This is a genomic window from Amycolatopsis sp. FDAARGOS 1241 (genome assembly GCF_016889705.1).
Lineage (GTDB): Bacteria > Actinomycetota > Actinomycetes > Mycobacteriales > Pseudonocardiaceae > Amycolatopsis.
Window position 1 is genome coordinate 3,430,955 of the sequence record NZ_CP069526.1, and the last position, 15,453, is coordinate 3,446,407.

Genomic DNA, 15,453 nt, shown 5'->3' on the forward strand with positions numbered 1-15,453 from the left:
TCCGGACCTCTTCGCGGGGTGCCTGCCCGCCGCTACGCTCGGCGTCATGATCAACCGGGGGGAGCCGGGCACGGCGGAGCAGGTCCTCGACCGCGGCTTGCAGGTGCGCCGCGTGGCGCCGGCAAGTTCGATCGGCACGACGATCGAGTGGTACGACTACTTCATCTACAGCACGGCCACCGCGCTGGTGTTCAACAAGCTGTTCTTCCCTTCGCTGTCGCCGGCGTCGGGCACGCTCGCGGCGTTCGCGACGCTCGGCGTCGGGTTCGTGGCCCGCCCGCTGGGCGGAATCGTGTGGGGCCACTTCGGCGACCGCGTGGGGCGCAAGGCGATGCTCGTCGCGTCGCTGGTGCTGATGGGGCTCGCGACGGCCGCGGTCGGCGTGCTGCCGACGTACGAGTCGGCCGGCGTCCTCGCGCCCGCGCTGCTCGTGGTGCTGCGCGTGCTGCAGGGCATCTCGGCGGGCGGCGAATGGGGCGGGGTGGCGCTGATGGCCGTCGAGCACGCCCCCGAGGGACGCCGCGGCCGCTACGGCTCGTTCTCCCAGATCGGGGTGCCCGCGGGGCTCATCCTCGCGCAGCTGGTGTTCTTCGTGGTCTCCGGCGCCACCTCGCCGGCGGCCTTCCGGTCGTGGGGCTGGCGCGTGCCGTTTCTGGTCAGCCTCCTGCTCGTGGCCGTGGGCCTGGTGATCCGGCTGTGGGTGGCCGAGAGCCCGGTGTTCGCGCGGCTGCGCGACGCGGGCGAACGCAGCCGCGTCCCGATCGTCGAGGTGCTGCGGCGGCGCCCGCGCGAGGTGCTGGTGGCGTCGGTGAGCTTCATCGCGAACACGGCACTGGGATACGTGTTCTTCGCCTACCTGCTGTCGTACGGGACGTCGGTGCTCGGCCTGTCCAGCACGACGATGCTGGTGGAGATCATTCTCGGCAGTGTGGTGTGGCTGGTGGGCATCGTGGCGGCGGCGAGCTGGTCCGACCGCGTGGGCCGCAAGCGGGTCTACCTCGTGGGCTCGGTCCTGCTGGTGGTCCGGTCGATCCCGTTCTTCCTGCTTGTCGACACGCGCCAGCCGTGGCTGCTCGGCGTCGCGGTCGTGGTGCTGAACCTCGGCCTCGGCGCGGCCTACGGACCGCAGTCGGCGCTGTTCGCGGAGCTGTTCGAACCACGTTTCCGCTACAGCGGCGCTTCGTTCTCCTACGCAGTGGGCGCGGTGCTGGGCGGCGGGTTCGCGCCGGCTGATCGCGACGGCACTGCAGACCTCGACCGGCACCTCGCTGTCGGTGTCGCTGTGCATGGTCGGGGTCGCGGTGCTCAGCCTCGGTGCCGTGCTGGCCTTCCCGCGCTCGTCAGGCCGCTGAGTTCAGGGCCAGCACCCGGGTTCCCTCCGGCGTCAGCTCGGCGCGCACCCACTGCCCGGGCGAGCCGGGTTCCACCGCGCGCACGAGGCCGGCGTGCGCGAGGTGGTGGGCCGTCGCCTGGTCGGTGCACTGCAAGCCGTCGACGCGCAGGTCGGGTTCGCGGCCGCCGGCCAGCTCGGCGCGGCCCTGGGCGACGGCTCGCAGCATGGCGAGCGCCCGGCCCGTGATCGGTGTCGCGGTCATGACAGCTCCTTTCCGCGTCCCCTGCGAGGAATACGGATCCGGCGCCGCGCCGGTTCAGGTGCTCAGGAAATCGCCAGGTCGGCGCGCAGCGGGGCGCCCTTCATGGCCCGCCACACCGCGGCCGGCGTGAGCGGCATGTCGGCGTGGCGCACGCCGAAGGGCGCCAGCGCGTCCACGACCGCGTTGACGACGGCGGCGGGTGAGCCGACCGTGGCCGATTCGCCGATGCCCTTGGCGCCGATCGGGTGGTGCGGCGACGGCGTGACGGTCTCGCCCAACTCCCACGACGGGCACTCCAGCGCCGTCGGCAGCAGGTAGTCCATGAACGACCCGCCGAGGTGGTTGCCGTACGCGTCGAAAGCCACGAGCTCCATCAGCGCCATGCCGATGCCGTCGGCGAGCCCACGGTGGACCTGGCCCGCGACTATCATCGGGTTGATGCGCACACCGCAGTCGTCTACGGCGACGAACCGGCGCACCCGCACCTGGCCCGTGCCGGCGTCGACGTCGACCACGCACAGGTAGGCCCCGAACGGGTAGGTCAGGTTGGGCGGGCTGTACACGCTGCTCGCGTCGAGCTGGCCCTCGACGCCGTCGGGCAGGGCCAGGTCGGAGTGGGCGGCCAGCGCGATCTCGCGGATCGTGTGCCCGCGGTCCGGCACGCCGCGCACGAACCAGCGCCCGCGCTCCCACTCGAGGTCGTCCGGGCTCACCTCGAGCATCGCCGACGCGACTTGCCGCGCGCGTTCGCGGACCTTGCGCGCCACCGTCACCGCGGCCGCGCCGGACACCGGGGTCGAGCGGGAACCGTAGGTGCCGAGGCCGAACGGCGTGTGGTCGGTGTCGCCCTGCACGACCTCGACCTCGTCCGGCGGGATGCCGAGCTCGTGTGACACGAGCTGTGCGAACGTCGTCTCGTGGCCCTGTCCCTGGGACATGCAGGAAAGCCGCAGCACGGCCGAGCCGGTCGGGTGCACGCGCAACTCGGCGCCGTCGGCCATGCCGAAACCCAGGATGTCCATGTGCTCGCGCGGGCCCGCGCCGACGGCCTCGGTGAAGAAGCTGAGCCCGATGCCCATCAGCTCGCCACGCTCGCGCCTGGCCGCTTGCTCGCGGCGCAGTCCGTCGTAGCCCGCCAGTTCTTTCACCAGTTCCAGCGCGCGCGGGTAGTCGCCCGAGTCGTACTGCCAGCCGGTGGCGCACGTGTAGGGGAACTGGTGCGGGCGCAGCAGGTTGCGCATCCGCAGCTCGGCGGGGTCCATCCCGAGTTCGCGGGCGAGCACGTCCATCATCCGCTCGACGACGTAGACCGCCTCGGTGATCCGGAACGAGCACGCGTACGCGACGCCGCCCGGCGCCTTGTTCGTGTACACGCCGGTGACCGAGCAGTGCGCGGCAGGCAGGTCGTAGGACCCGGTGAAGACGTGGAAGAACCCGGCCGGGAACTTCGCGGGCTGCGCGGTGCCGTTGAACGCGCCGTGGTCGGCGAGCACCCGCACACGCAGCCCCAGCAGCCTGCCCTCGCGCGTCGCCGCGATCTCGCCGCTCATGTGGTAGTCGCGGGCGAAGGCGGTGCTCATCAGGTTCTCGGAGCGGTCCTCGGTCCACTTCACCGGCCGCCCGGTCACCATCGAGCCCACGACGGCGCACAGGTAACCGGGGTACATGCCGACCTTGTTGCCGAACCCGCCGCCGATGTCGGGCGCGACGATGCGGATCCGGTGCTCGGGCAGCCCGGTGACCCGCGAGTACAGCAGCCGGTGCGCGTGCGGTGCCTGCGCGGTGGCCCACACGGTGAGCTTGCCGGTGATCGCGTCGACGTCCGCCACCGCGCCGCACGTCTCCAGCGGCGCCGGGTGCACGCGCGGGTAGAGCATGTCCTGACGTGCCACCACGTCCGCCGTGGCGAACGCGGCCTCGGTCGCCTCGGCGTCACCGGCGGCCCAGTCGAACACGTGGTTGTCGGTCTTGCCGAGGTCGTCGCGGATCACGGCGGCGCCGGGCGCGAGCGCGGCCGGCGCGTCGACGACCACCGGCAGCGGTTCGTACTCGATGTCGATCAGCTCCAGCGCGTCGCGCGCGGCGTAGCGGTCTTCGGCTACGACGAACGCGATCTCCTGGCCCTGGAAGCGGACCTTGTCGGTGGCGAGCACGGCCTGGACGTCGTGCGAGAGCGTCGGCATCCACGCCATCCCGCGCGCGGCCAGGTCCTCGCCCGTGAGAACCGCGCGGACCTTGGGGTGCGCCTCGGCCGCGCTCGTGTCCACCGACACCAGACGCGCGTGCGCGTGCGGGCTGCGCAGGATCGCGCCGTGGAGCATCCCGGGCAGCACGAGGTCGTCGACGAACGTGCCGCGCCCGCGCACGAACCGCGCGTCTTCCTTGCGCGGCAACGAGCCATACGTCATGCCGGTGCTCCGTCCGGGTGCTCGGCCGCCCAGCGGATCGAGCGGATGATGTTCTCGTAGCCGGTGCAGCGGCACAGCTGCCCGGAGATCGCTTCGCGGATCACGGTCTCGCTCGGATCCGGATCGTGGTCGAGCAGCCAGCGCGCGGTCATCAGCATGCCGGGCGTGCAGAACCCGCACTGGATCCCGTGACACGCCACGAAACCCTGCTGCACCGGGTCGAGCGCGGCGCCCTGGCCGAGGTCCTCGACCGTGCGCACGCGCTTGCCGTCGGCCATCGCGGCGAGCACCGTGCACGACTTCACCGGCAGGTCGTCGAGCCACACCACGCACGTGCCGCAGTTGGAGGTGTCGCAGCCCCAGTGGGTGCCGGTGAGCCCGAGGTCGTCGCGCAGGAAGTGCACGAGCAGCAGGCGTGGTTCGACCGTGCGGCGGTGGGTTTCGCCGTTGACCGTCACCGTGATCTCCACGCGACCGCCCTCTCCTTGGCCCGGTTCAGCGCACGGGTCGTGAGCGTCGCGACGAGGTGTCGCTTGTAGTCCACCGGGCCGCGCTGGTCGGCTGCGGGGGAGCAGTGCTCGGCCGCGATGAGCCCCGCCTTCTCGAACCGCTCCGCCGTCGCGCCGCCGCCGCGCAGGAAGTCCTCGGCCTCGGCCGCGACGAACCGCGGCGCGCCCACCGCGGTGAGCCCGATGCCGGCCTCGGCCACGTCATCACCCTCCAGCACGAGTGACGCGCCGGCGGCCGCGACCGCCCAGTCGCCCGCGCGGCGGCCGACCTTCGCGTACGCGCTCCCGCCGCCTTCGCGGATCGGCAGCCGCAGCTCCACCAGCAGCTCGGCGGGTCCGACGACCGTGCTGTAGGGACCGCTGAAAAACTCGCGCACCGGCACCGTTCGCGTGCCCTCCTCGCTGCGGATCACGGCGTTCGCGTGCACGGCGGCGAACGCGGCGGAGAGGTCCTCCGACGGATCCGCCTGGCACAGTGAGCCGCCGACGGTGCCGCGGTTGCGCACGATCGGATCGGCGATCACGCACTCGGCGTCGGGCAGGATCGGGAACAGTGCACCGGCTTCGTCCGACGCCAGCAGCTCCGCGTGCCGCACGAGCGCGCCGATGCGCAGCTCGCCGCCGGCGACCCCGATACCCGTCAGCTCCGTGAGCTCGTTGACGTCGACGAGCGCCTCCGGCCGGGCCAGCCGCAGCTTCATCATCGGGATCAGGCTGTGCCCGCCCGCGATCACGCGGCTTTCCGGGCCGTACTTGGCCAGCAGCGCCAGCGCGTGCTCGACGCTCGAGGCCCGCTCGTACTCGAACTGCGCCGGCACCTGCATAACGATCGATCGTCCCCGTCGCGCGCGGGCGCCGCAACAGCGGATTAACCGATGGCCTACTGCGCCGTTCGTTGCCGATCCGACCACAGCCACGCCTATCCGGCTTGCGCAGCGATGGTTGCGCAGTGCCCGGGCTCTGCCTGCTTCCGGTCGGAGTGGCAACGGCCCCGGGGACCGGTTCCGCGCAGGTCCGCGCGGGGTTAAGCAAAGGGTTAATCCCGGATTGTCCGGCCCGCCGTCCCGGGGGAGCATCACCGCACCTGACCAACGGCGGAAGCAGGTGCGCGTCATGCGGATCGAGTCCGACGGGCACAGCCGCGGCAACCCCCGGCTGTACGAGCTCGTGGAGGACGCACCGGACGAACGGCCCGGGGCGGGACACAGCCCGACCGTGCGGGCCTGGCCCGAGTTCGTGGACTTCCTGAAGGTGGCGGGTCGCCCGGTCGCCGGTCCGTGGCCGCCGCACCAGCGCCCGCGCCCCGACCCCGAGGAGGACACCCTCCCCACGGCCGTGGCCGAACCTCCCGAGACCGCCTGAGGAGGGCCGCGTGTACCCGTCCCGGTTCCGCTACGAAGCTCCCCGTTCGCTCGCCGAAGCGCTCGACCTGCTGCACTCCGGCGGCGACGAGGCCAAGGTACTCGCGGGCGGGCAGAGCCTCGTGCCGCTGATGAAGCTGCGGTTCGCCTCGCCCTCGCTCGTCGTGGACATCAACAACATCCGCGGCCTGGCCCACCACGAAATCGACGCCGACGGCAACCTCCACGTCGGCGCGCTGTGCCGGCACGCGGATCTCGAACGCTCCGCGCTGCTCAAGTCCGCGCAGCCGACGATGGCCGCCGCCGCGCCGCTCGTGGCCGACCCGATCGTGCGCAACCGCGGCACGCTCGTCGGCTCGCTGTGCCACGCCGACCCGCAGGGCGACTGGGCGTCGGTGGTGCTCGCGCTCGACGGGTCGGTCGTCGCGGAAGGCCCGGCCGGACGGCGGACGATCGCGGCGCGCGATTTCGTGCTCGGGCCGTTCCAGAACGCGCTCGCGCCCGACGAGATCGCCGTCGAGGCGGTCATCCCCGCACCCCGCGGCACGCCTGCGGGTGGTTACCTCAAGCTGGAGCGCCGCGTCGGCGACTTCGCGACGGTCGGGGTCGCCGTGGCGGTCGAGACCCGCGCCGGCACGGTCACCCGCGCCGGTATCGCGCTCACGGGCGTGGGCAGCTCGACGATCGAGGCCACCGACGCGGAACACGCGCTCGTCGGGGGCCCACTGACCCCCGACAGCGTCGCGCACGCCGCCGAACTGGCCGCGGCTGCCGCGCGCCCGAAGACCGACCACCGTGGCACGGCCGGGTTCAAACGGCACCTGGTGCGCACCTTCGTCGTGCGCGCGCTGGCCGGCACCGGGGAGGAAGCGGCATGACGAGCGTCCACGAGATCCACGACGAAGCGACCGGCGACGTCCCCATCCGCCGGATCACGGTCACGGTCAACGGCGAGCGCCACGTGGTCGAGTGCGAACCGCGGCTGCTGCTCGCGCACCTGCTGCGCCAGGGCCTGCGGCTCACCGGCACCCACATGGGCTGCGACACCACCAACTGCGGCGCGTGCACCGTGCTCGTCGACGGGCGCGCGGTGAAGTCGTGCACGATGCTCGCGGTGCAGGCCGACGGCCATGACGTGATGACCGTCGAAGGGCTCGCCACGGCGAGCGAGCTGCACCCACTGCAGGAGGGATTCCGGCAGGAACACGGGCTGCAGTGCGGCTTCTGCACGCCGGGGATGATGCTCTCGGCCAAGGCGCTGCTCGACGAGAACCCGAATCCGTCCGAAGAGGACGTCCGCTGGGCGCTCTCGGGGAACCTGTGCCGGTGCACGGGGTATCAGAACATCGTGAAGTCGGTGCTGTGGGCCGCCGCCAAGCTGCGGTCCGAATAGGAGGATCGACGTGTCGCAGGCGTTGGACGAGAACAAGATCGGCGGGGTCGGCGCGAGCCGCAAGCGCGTGGAGGACAACCGGTTCATCCGCGGCCGGGGGAACTACACCGACGACATCGTGCTGCCCGGCATGCTGCACATGGAGATCCTGCGCAGCCCGCTCGCGCACGCGCGCATCAAGTCGATCGACGCGAGCCGGGCGTGGGAGATCCCGGGGGTGCGGCTCGTGCTCACCGGCGAGATGGCGGCGACGCGCAACCTCGCGTGGATGCCCACGCTGTCCTACGACACCCAGGCTGTGCTTGCCACGGACAAGGTTCGCTTCCAGGGCCAGGAAGTCGCGTGCGTCGTCGCCGACGACCCCTACATCGCCAAGGACGCGTGCGAGGCCATCGACGTCGAGTACGAGCCACTGCCGGTGATCGTGAACCCCGAGCAAGCCGTGGCCGGCGACGCGCCCGTGATCCGCGACGACAAGGCCGGCCAGACCGAGAACATCGTGTACCGCTGGGAGGTCGGCGACCGCGCCGGCACCGACGCGGCGTTCGAGCGGGCCGACGTGATTTCGAAGCTGCGGCTGCACTACCCGCGTTCGCACCCCTCGCCCATCGAGTGCTGCGGTTCGGTCGCGGACTTCGACCGCGCGACGCAGAAGCTCACCGTCTACATGACCACGCAGGCGCCGCACATCATCCGCGCCGCCGTGGCGATGGTGGCCGAGCTGCCCGAGCACCTGATCCGCATCATCTCGCCGGACATCGGCGGCGGGTTCGGCAACAAGGTGCCCGTGTACCCGGGCTACGTCTGCTCGATCCTGTGCTCCATCCTGCTGGAGCGCCCGGTGAAGTGGATCGAGGACAAGTCCGGCAACCTGATCTCCACCGGCTTCGCCCGCGACATGTACCTCGACGGCGAGCTGGCCCTGCGCGCCGACGGCAAGATCCTCGGCGTCCGCATGCACGCCGACGCCGACCACGGCGCGTTCTTCGCCGACGCGCAGCCCAGCAAGTTCAAGATCGGGTTGCTGCACTCGGCGTTCGCCTGCTACGACGTCCCGGCCGCGCACCTGACCGCGCGCGGCACGTACAGCAACAAGGCTCCCGGTGGTGTCGCGTACCGCTGCTCGTTCCGCGTCACCGAGGCGATGTTCTTCCAGGAGCGCATGGTCCACCAGGCCGCGAAGGACCTCGGCCTGGACCCGGCGGAGTTCCGGCGGCGCAACTTCGTGTGCGCCGACGCGTTCCCGTACCGCACGCCGTTCGGGTTCCTCGTCGATTCGGGTCAGCCCGAAGCGTGCCTCGACGTCGGGCTGCGGGCCGTCGGCTACGAGGACTTCCTGCGGCAGAAGGAAGAAGCGCGCAGCCGCGGGCGCCGCCTCGGCATCGGGATCTCCACGATGACCGAACCGCTGGGTGCCGGCAACAGCCGCGAGTACGACATCCTGGGCATCAAGATGTTCGACTCCGCCGAGCTGCGCGTGCACGTGACCGGCAAGGCGCTGCTGCGTGTCGGGGCGAAGAGCCAGGGCCAGGGCCACGAGACCACGTGGGCCCAGATCGTGAGCCACGAGCTGGGCATCCCGGCCGACGACGTGACGGTGGAGGAAGGCGACACCGACACCGCGCCCTTCGGCATGGGCACCTACGCCTCGCGCAGCACGCCCGTCGCCGGCGCGGCGATCTCCATGGTGTCGCGCAAGGTGCGGGCCAAGGCGCGCAGGCTCGCGGCGCACCTGCTCGAAGTGTCCGAAGAGGACCTGGAGTGGGAACTCGGCCGCTTCCACGTGCGTGGTGCCCCGGCGCGCGGCGTGACCATCCAGGAGTGCGCGATGGCCGCGTATTCGAACATGCCCGACGGCATGGAGCCCGGCCTGGAGAACCACGCCTACTACGACCCGCCCAACCTGACCTGGCCGTTCGCCGTCTACATCGTGACGGTCGAGGTCGACCCCGAGACCGGTGTCTGGGACGTGCTGAACACGGTCGCGGTCGACGACTGCGGCGTGCGCATCAACCCGATGATCGTCGAGGGGCAGATCATGGGCGGGCTCACCGAGGCCTACGCCATGGCGAACATGCAGTTCATCACCTTCGACGCCGAGGGCAACTGCGTCGGCTCGAACTACATGGACTACCTGCTGCCCACCGCGTGGGAGACGCCGGGGTTCGAGCTGCACAGCGAGGTCGTCACACCGTCCCCCCACCACCCGATCGGGGCCAAGGGCATCGGCGAGTGCGCGGCGGTCGGTGGACCGGCGGCGTTCGTGAACGCCGTGCTGGACGCGCTCGACGACACCGGCGTGCGCAACATCGACATGCCGCTGCTGCCCGACCGCGTGTGGGAGGCGCTGACGCGGCGCCACGACGTGTCCGGTGCGCCGCCCGTGCGGACGGACGACTGAGGTGAGGCCTGTGGACGGCTGGGACGTGCTCGAACAGGCAGGCGAACTCGCCCGCCGCGGCGAGGCGTTCGCGCTCGCGACCGTGGTGTGGCGGCAGGGCCCGTCGTCGGGCAAGCAGGGTTGCCGCGCGATCATCACGGCCCAAGGCGAGCTGCACGGGTGGATCGGCGGGGCGTGCGCCGAGCCGACGGTGCTCCGCGAGGCCCGGCAGGCCCTCGTCGAGGGTGAGCCCCGGTTGCTGCTGCTGGGGTCTTCCGACCAGTTCGGCGGGGCGGTGCCCGAGGGCATGACGGTGGTCCCGATCTCGTGCCAGAGCGAGGGCGCCCTGGAGGTCTACATCGAACCGGTGCAGCCCTCGCCGCACCTCGTGGTGGTCGGGCGCTCCCCGATGGCGCACACGCTCGTGGAACTGGCGGGGTCCCTCGGCTGGCGCGCGCAGCTCGCCGACGATCCGGCGGCGGCGACCGAGCGGTCGTTCGTCGTCGTGGCGACGCAGGGCCACGCCGACGAGGACGCGGTGGAGCGGGCGCTGGCCGCACGGCCGGCGTACGTCGGGCTCGTCGGATCGCGCCGGCGCGGCGCCGCGGTGCTCGGGTACCTCGCCGACCGCGGTGTCGCCGCCGATCAGCTCGCCCGCGTGCAGGTGCCGGCCGGGCTCGACCTCGGCCACGTCTCGCACCGGGAGATCGCCGTGGCGATCCTCGCGGAGCTGGTGCGGATCCGGGCGGCGCGCGGGATTCCGCCGGCGGCCGCCGTCACCCACGCCGCCGAGACCACCGAAGCGGTGGACCCGGTGTGCGGCATGACCGTGGTCGTGACCGACCCGGTGGTCTACGAGGGCCTCGAATACAGCTTCTGCTGCGCCGGGTGCCGCGCCGAGTTCCTGCGCGACCCGGCAGCCTACGCGAAGAAGGAGAGCCGATGCTGATCCGCAACCAGTTCGAGGTCGCACAGCCGGTCGACAAGGTCTGGCGCTTCTTCGACGACGTGCCCGCCGTGGCGACGTGCCTGCCCGGCGCCGAGCTGACCGAGGAGCTCGGTGACGAGCGCTACCGCGGCCGCGTGGGCGTCCGCCTGGGACCGGTGTCGCTCAAGTTCGACGGGGTCGCGGCCATCACCTCGCGCGACGAGGAGGCCCGCCGGCTCGTGGTCGACGCGAGCGGTGCCGAAGCGCGCGGCCGCGGCCAGGCGGCCATGGTCGTGACGGCGACGCTCGCCCGCGCGGATGTGGGCACCCGCGTCGACTTCGAACAGGACCTGCAGGTGTCCGGCGCCGCCGCGCAGTACGGGCGCGGCATGATCTCCGACGTCTCGTCGGTGCTGATGCGCCAGTTCGCCCTCAACGTGCAGGAGGCCATCGCGCGCGCCGAACGCGGCGAGCAGCCGGCGGCCCGCCACGCGGCGGCCCCGGCGCGCGGGTTCACCATCGGCCTGCAGGCCACGCTGATGGCGCTCAAACGCGTGTTCCGGCGGTTCTTCGCGCCCTATCCGAGCACCCCGGCCTGAGGAGGCAACCGTGGTCCTGTGGTGGATCGGCAACGCCGTGCTGCTGTTCGTGGTGCTGCCCGTCGTCATCGCCCTGCTCAACCGCGTGCTCGCGGCGCTCGAGCGGATCCGCGCCGCGGCCGACGACGTCCTCAGGGGCGGCGGGCGGCTCGCGGGGCAGCTCGAACCCGTCCCCGCCGCGCTCGCGCGCACCGACCGCACCATCGGCGAAGTGGCCGTCGGCGCGACCCGCTACGCCGGCAGCGTCGCGAAGCTGCTGGGCTGAAAGGAGTTCCGCCATGCCCGCCGCCGCCTGGGCCACGCTGGCCGTCAGCGCCGTGATCATCCTGTTCGCCGCCGTCGGGTTGCTGCGCGTCATCCTCCACCTGCGCCACGTGCGCCGCACCCTCGGCGGCGTGCTCGGCGGGGTGCGGGTGATCGCCGAACGCACGGCGCCCGTGCCCGCCGCGCTCGGTTCGGTGAACGCGAACCTCAAGCCGGTGCGCGACTTCTGCGAGTCGGTGTGAAAGGGGGACTGTCGTGACGACGGGCTGGATCATCGGGTTCTCGATCGGCGGCACGATCGTCGTGGTCGTCGTCGCGCTCGTGGTACCGATCCTGGTGCTGGCGCGCTCCATCGGCCGCGCCGCTCCGCTGATCGACGACGAGCTCAAGAAGGCCGAGCGCGACACCGCGTCGCTCACCGAGCTGCGCACCACCATCGACCACGCCGAGGTCATCGTCGCGGGCCTGCGACGCGGCCGCGCGCGGCTGGGAGGCTGAGCCATGTCGACGGAAACCCTGTGGTGGATCGCGCTCGCGGCCGGCCTCGTGGTGCTCCTCGCGGTGGTCGCGTTGCTGAGCCTGCTCATCCGCTACGTGCAGGTGATCGACCGCCGCGTCGCCGGCATCCGCGACACCCTGCACGGCGCTGAGGCGAACACGGCGGACACCGCGCTCATCCCCGTCACGGCTTCGCGCGTCGACGCCGTGCTCGCCGAAGGCCTGGAGCACCACCTGTTCCTGGGCCGCGTGCTCGGAAAGGTGAAGTCGTGACCACCACCCTGGTCGTGCTGACCGTCGTCGAGATCGCCCTGCTCATCGCCGGCCTCGCGGGCTACCTGTTCTGGGTCGGCAGCCTGCTCGGCCGCGTCGCCACGAACCTCGAGGACTGCGCGGAAACCGTGGCGCGCATCAACGACCACGCCGAAGCGATCGTCCCGGGCGTGTCCCACATCAACCGCACCGGAGGCGTGGTGGCCGGTGCGTTGCCGCTGCTGTACGGGATGGCGGAGGACATCGTCGCCGGGGCGACCTACACGCCGCCCACCCAGGAGCGCGAGCCGGCTCGGCCGGCGTCGGGCACGCGGCGATCGCGGTTGCACCGGGCGGTGGGGTTCGCGCCGCACTGAGTGCTCACCCGCTGCGGCCGATCCAGTTCTCGTGCCAGGTGTGCTCGTATTGGGCTTCGTTGCAGCGCGGGCGGTAGACCGCGGTGAGCTCGCGGACGATCTGCTCGCGGTGCGCCGGCAAGCCGCCCGGGACCTCGTAGGTGCAGATGTGTACCTTCCAGCGCGAGCCTGCCCGCGCGATCCAGCACGGAGCGCGCGGGTGGCGGAACGGCAGGCGCGCGCAGGACAGGTCGTCGGCGTGGTCGACGTAGATCACGGCGTAGCGATCGGGCCGGCCTTCGGGATCGGGGCGGTACAGGACGGCGTACACGGCGGGCACGGCCGGCGGCGTCCAGCCGCCCAGCAGGCGCGGGCCGTCGAAGGGATAGCCCGAGGCGGTGCCGAGGCGGATCACTCGCTCACGGCCTCGACGCGGCCCACCGGCAGGGGCGGCAGGCCCGCCTCGCGCGCGGCGCGGCGGAACTCCGCGGTGGCCAGGGTGATCGCCTTGTCGCGGTCGGGCGCGTCGACGAGCAGCCGCACGCCGTAGCGCGTGGTGCCGATGCCGCTGGCGATGCCGCCCGCCGCGGCGACCGCGTCGGCGAGGTTCACGATCTCCTCGCGCGTGAACACGCGGTCGCCGTCCGCTTCGATGCCCACACTCCACCGCATCGCGCTCTCCTAACCGAGCCGCGGCAGCTCCGCCGCGAGCTCCTCGAGGCTGCGCAGGTCGTGGCCCGACACCAGCAGGTCCACGTACGGCGCGGCGATCGTCATGCCGAGCGCACCCGGTCCGGTGCCACTGTGCGGGTTCGTCCACACCAGCCGGTGGCACAGCCGCGACAGCCGCTCCACCGCCCGCGCCAGCACGTCCGGGTCGCCGCGGTCGAACCCGTCGGAGCAGATCACCACCACGCCGCCGCGGCACAGGCCCCGCCGGCCGTACGTGTGGACGAACTCGTCCAGCGCGGCCCCGATCTGGGTTCCGCCCTCCCAGTCGACCACGGCCGCGGCCGCTCGCGCCAGTGCCTCGTCGGCGTCGCGCGCGGCCAGCCGGTCGGTGATCCGTGTCAGCCGCGTGCCGAAGCAGAACACCTCGACCCGCGCCGCCGCGCGCCGGGCGGAGTACGCGAACTGCAGCAGGGCGCGGGAGTGGTCGGCCATCGACCCGGACACGTCGAGCACGAGGATCAGGGGCCGCAGCCGCACCCGCCGCGCCCGCCAGCGCAGCTCGCGCGGTTCACCGAACGTCCGCAGCGAATCGCGCACCGTGCGCCGCAGATCCGGGGCCCGGCCCTGGCGCGCGGGCCGGGTGCGGCGCGTGCGGCGCTTCGGCGGTGTCAGACGCAGCCGGGCCATGATACGGCGGATCGCGGCGAGCTCTTCGGGGGTGCACGCGCTGAACGACTTGCGCTTGAGGGTGTCCACTTCGGACGCCGAGAGCCCGAGCCGCGCGTCCGTCTCCTGCTCCTGACCGGCCCGCTCGGTCTCGGGCATCACGAGCACGGCGCCGGTCGCCGATTCGGTGAGGATCGTGCGCAGTTCGGCGGGCGGCTCGGCGGCGCCGAGGAAGTAGCGCCGGAACGTCTCGTCGTGGCGGGGGAGGTCCTCGTGGCGCTTCAGCAGCGTCGTGCGCCCGCCCCAGTACAGGTCGACGAGGTCGGCGGGGTCCAGCGTCGCCATGGCGCGGCAGTAGGTGAGCACGTCACCGGAGCCGACGGGCAACCCGGCCTCGCGCAGGGCCCGCGCGAAACCGGTGAGCACCCGTGCGAACTCAGCCACGGGAGGTGAGCTCCGCCAGGTTGTCCCGCACCACGTCGAGATCGTCGCGGTCTTTCACCACGGCGCCGAGCGTGTCGGCGGCGGCGCGTTCGTCGAGCACCGGTTCGCCGAGGAACCGCAGCATGCGCGCCCAGTCGATGGTCTCGGCGACCCCGGGCGGCTTCGCGAGGTCGAGCTCCCGCAGCCGGCGCACGGCGGCGACGACCTGGCGCGCCAGCGCCTCCTCGACACCGGGCTCGCGCACGCGCACGATCTCCACTTCGCGGTCGGCGCCCGGATAGCCGAGCCAGTGGTAGAGGCAGCGGCGCTTGAGCGCGTCGTGCAGTTCGCGCGTGCGGTTGGAGGTGAGCACGACCAGCGGCGGACTGGGCGCCGCGATCGTGCCGATCTCCGGGATCGTGACCTGGAAGTCCGACAGCAGCTCCAGCAGGAAGGCCTCGAATTCGTCGTCGGCCCGGTCGATCTCGTCCACGAGCAACACCGCGCCGGCGCCCGCGCGGACGGCGGCCAGCAGCGGCCGTTCGACGAGGAACTCGGGCCCGAAGAGCTGCTCCACCACGGCGTCGTCGTCGGCGCGGTGGTCCTGCAGCGCGCGGATCCGCAGCAGCTGGCGGGCGTAGTCCCATTCGTAGAGCGCCTGGGCGGTGTCGATGCCCTCGTAGCACTGCAGCCGGATGAGCCGGCGCTCCAGCACGGTGGCGAGCGTCTTCGCGACCTCGGTCTTGCCGACGCCGACCTCGCCTTCCAGCAGCACGGGCCGGTGCAGCCGCAGCCCGACCAGCAGCGCCGTGGCGAGGCCGCGGTCGGCGAGGTACCCCCCGCCCCGCAGGGCGGAGGTGAGGTCCTCGACGGTGTCCGGTTCGCTCATCCCTGCTCGTCTGCGCCGAGCACGAGATCACGCACCGTGGCCGTACCCGGTGTCAGCTTCCCCTCGCGCGCGAGCTGGGTGCGCCACGCGGACCGCAGGTCCCCGTCGCCCGCCTCGGCCAGCTCGTCGAACCCGACGGCGGCCATGCTCTTGCACGCCCGCTGCGGGCCGCAGGCGGCTTCGACCTCGTCGGCGTCCTGGCCGCGGGCATGCCAGACCTCGCGCAGGACCTGCAGCGCTTCGTCGTCCATGAACGGAAG

At 72.4% G+C, this 15,453-nt stretch carries 20 protein-coding genes and 1 pseudogene; 12 read left to right on the plus strand and 9 right to left on the minus strand.

The window, feature by feature from the left end:
* Positions 1-46: 46 nt before the first annotated feature.
* Positions 47-1,352, plus strand: a pseudogene (locus I6J71_RS16815) (MFS transporter).
* Here I6J71_RS16815 and I6J71_RS16820 read toward each other — a convergent pair.
* From I6J71_RS16820 to I6J71_RS16835, 4 genes are all read right to left on the minus strand, one after another.
* Complete coding sequence (locus tag I6J71_RS16820; RefSeq protein WP_204095559.1) at positions 1,341-1,595, minus strand: hypothetical protein; 255 nt, start codon at positions 1,593-1,595, stop codon at positions 1,341-1,343. The pseudogene I6J71_RS16815 and the gene I6J71_RS16820 sit on opposite strands and share 12 nt — an antisense overlap.
* Before the next feature lie 62 nt (positions 1,596-1,657).
* Positions 1,658-4,003, minus strand: coding sequence for an aerobic carbon-monoxide dehydrogenase large subunit (locus I6J71_RS16825; RefSeq protein ID WP_204095560.1), 2,346 nt, complete (start codon positions 4,001-4,003; stop codon positions 1,658-1,660).
* Positions 4,000-4,473, minus strand: a complete 474-nt coding sequence (locus tag I6J71_RS16830; RefSeq protein ID WP_204095561.1) for a (2Fe-2S)-binding protein — start codon at positions 4,471-4,473, stop codon at positions 4,000-4,002. The genes I6J71_RS16825 and I6J71_RS16830 overlap by 4 nt, the downstream gene beginning before the upstream one ends.
* On the minus strand, positions 4,458-5,336 hold the full coding sequence (locus tag I6J71_RS16835) for a xanthine dehydrogenase family protein subunit M (RefSeq protein WP_204095562.1): 879 nt from the start codon (positions 5,334-5,336) through the stop codon (positions 4,458-4,460). The genes I6J71_RS16830 and I6J71_RS16835 overlap by 16 nt, the downstream gene beginning before the upstream one ends.
* 289 nt (positions 5,337-5,625) lie before the next feature.
* On the opposite strand from I6J71_RS16835, the gene I6J71_RS16840 reads away from it, so the two are divergent.
* Genes I6J71_RS16840 through I6J71_RS16890 form a run of 11 tightly spaced genes read left to right on the plus strand, consistent with a single transcriptional unit; the run spans position 5,626 to position 12,564 of the window.
* A complete protein-coding gene (locus I6J71_RS16840; RefSeq protein ID WP_204095563.1) occupies positions 5,626-5,874 on the plus strand; it encodes a hypothetical protein in 249 nt (82 codons plus the stop codon).
* A 10-nt stretch (positions 5,875-5,884) separates the two neighbouring features.
* Positions 5,885-6,751 (plus strand): xanthine dehydrogenase family protein subunit M, encoded by an 867-nt coding sequence (locus tag I6J71_RS16845; RefSeq protein ID WP_204095564.1) that lies wholly within the window; start codon positions 5,885-5,887, stop codon positions 6,749-6,751.
* A complete protein-coding gene (locus tag I6J71_RS16850) occupies positions 6,748-7,266 on the plus strand; it encodes a (2Fe-2S)-binding protein (RefSeq protein ID WP_204095565.1) in 519 nt (172 codons plus the stop codon). The genes I6J71_RS16845 and I6J71_RS16850 overlap by 4 nt, the downstream gene beginning before the upstream one ends.
* Before the next feature lie 10 nt (positions 7,267-7,276).
* The gene (locus I6J71_RS16855; RefSeq protein WP_239154930.1) at positions 7,277-9,667 is read left to right on the plus strand and encodes an aerobic carbon-monoxide dehydrogenase large subunit; all 2,391 of its coding nucleotides are present in this window, start codon (positions 7,277-7,279) and stop codon (positions 9,665-9,667) included.
* Positions 9,668-9,677: 10 nt separating this feature from the next.
* On the plus strand, positions 9,678-10,595 hold the full coding sequence (locus I6J71_RS16860) for an XdhC family protein (protein ID WP_204095566.1): 918 nt from the start codon (positions 9,678-9,680) through the stop codon (positions 10,593-10,595).
* Positions 10,589-11,173: an SRPBCC family protein gene (locus tag I6J71_RS16865; protein WP_204095567.1), complete on the plus strand. Its 585-nt coding sequence runs from the start codon at positions 10,589-10,591 to the stop codon at positions 11,171-11,173. The genes I6J71_RS16860 and I6J71_RS16865 overlap by 7 nt, the downstream gene beginning before the upstream one ends.
* A 10-nt stretch (positions 11,174-11,183) precedes the next feature.
* The gene (locus tag I6J71_RS16870; protein ID WP_204095568.1) at positions 11,184-11,438 is read left to right on the plus strand and encodes a hypothetical protein; all 255 of its coding nucleotides are present in this window, start codon (positions 11,184-11,186) and stop codon (positions 11,436-11,438) included.
* 13 nt (positions 11,439-11,451) lie between these two features.
* Positions 11,452-11,679, plus strand: a complete 228-nt coding sequence (locus tag I6J71_RS16875; RefSeq protein ID WP_204095569.1) for a hypothetical protein — start codon at positions 11,452-11,454, stop codon at positions 11,677-11,679.
* Between the two features lie 13 nt (positions 11,680-11,692).
* Positions 11,693-11,935, plus strand: a complete 243-nt coding sequence (locus I6J71_RS16880; protein WP_239154932.1) for a hypothetical protein — start codon at positions 11,693-11,695, stop codon at positions 11,933-11,935.
* Between the two features lie 3 nt (positions 11,936-11,938).
* Complete coding sequence (locus tag I6J71_RS16885) at positions 11,939-12,208, plus strand: hypothetical protein (RefSeq protein ID WP_204095570.1); 270 nt, start codon at positions 11,939-11,941, stop codon at positions 12,206-12,208.
* On the plus strand, positions 12,205-12,564 hold the full coding sequence (locus I6J71_RS16890) for a hypothetical protein (RefSeq protein WP_239154934.1): 360 nt from the start codon (positions 12,205-12,207) through the stop codon (positions 12,562-12,564). Before I6J71_RS16885 ends, I6J71_RS16890 begins: the two co-directional genes overlap by 4 nt.
* 4 nt (positions 12,565-12,568) lie before the next feature.
* Here the strand turns inward: I6J71_RS16890 and I6J71_RS16895 are convergent, their stop codons facing one another.
* The 5 genes from I6J71_RS16895 to I6J71_RS16915 are packed head-to-tail and all read right to left on the minus strand — an operon-like array spanning position 12,569 to position 15,444.
* Positions 12,569-12,958 (minus strand): hypothetical protein, encoded by a 390-nt coding sequence (locus tag I6J71_RS16895; RefSeq protein WP_204095571.1) that lies wholly within the window; start codon positions 12,956-12,958, stop codon positions 12,569-12,571.
* The gene (locus I6J71_RS16900) at positions 12,955-13,215 is read right to left on the minus strand and encodes a hypothetical protein (protein ID WP_204095572.1); all 261 of its coding nucleotides are present in this window, start codon (positions 13,213-13,215) and stop codon (positions 12,955-12,957) included. Before I6J71_RS16900 ends, I6J71_RS16895 begins: the two co-directional genes overlap by 4 nt.
* A 9-nt stretch (positions 13,216-13,224) precedes the next feature.
* The gene (locus I6J71_RS16905) at positions 13,225-14,325 is read right to left on the minus strand and encodes a VWA domain-containing protein (RefSeq protein WP_204095573.1); all 1,101 of its coding nucleotides are present in this window, start codon (positions 14,323-14,325) and stop codon (positions 13,225-13,227) included.
* On the minus strand, positions 14,318-15,193 hold the full coding sequence (locus tag I6J71_RS16910; RefSeq protein ID WP_204095574.1) for a MoxR family ATPase: 876 nt from the start codon (positions 15,191-15,193) through the stop codon (positions 14,318-14,320). The genes I6J71_RS16905 and I6J71_RS16910 overlap by 8 nt, the downstream gene beginning before the upstream one ends.
* Positions 15,190-15,444: a hypothetical protein gene (locus I6J71_RS16915; RefSeq protein ID WP_204095575.1), complete on the minus strand. Its 255-nt coding sequence runs from the start codon at positions 15,442-15,444 to the stop codon at positions 15,190-15,192. Before I6J71_RS16915 ends, I6J71_RS16910 begins: the two co-directional genes overlap by 4 nt.
* Positions 15,445-15,453 lie beyond the last annotated feature (9 nt).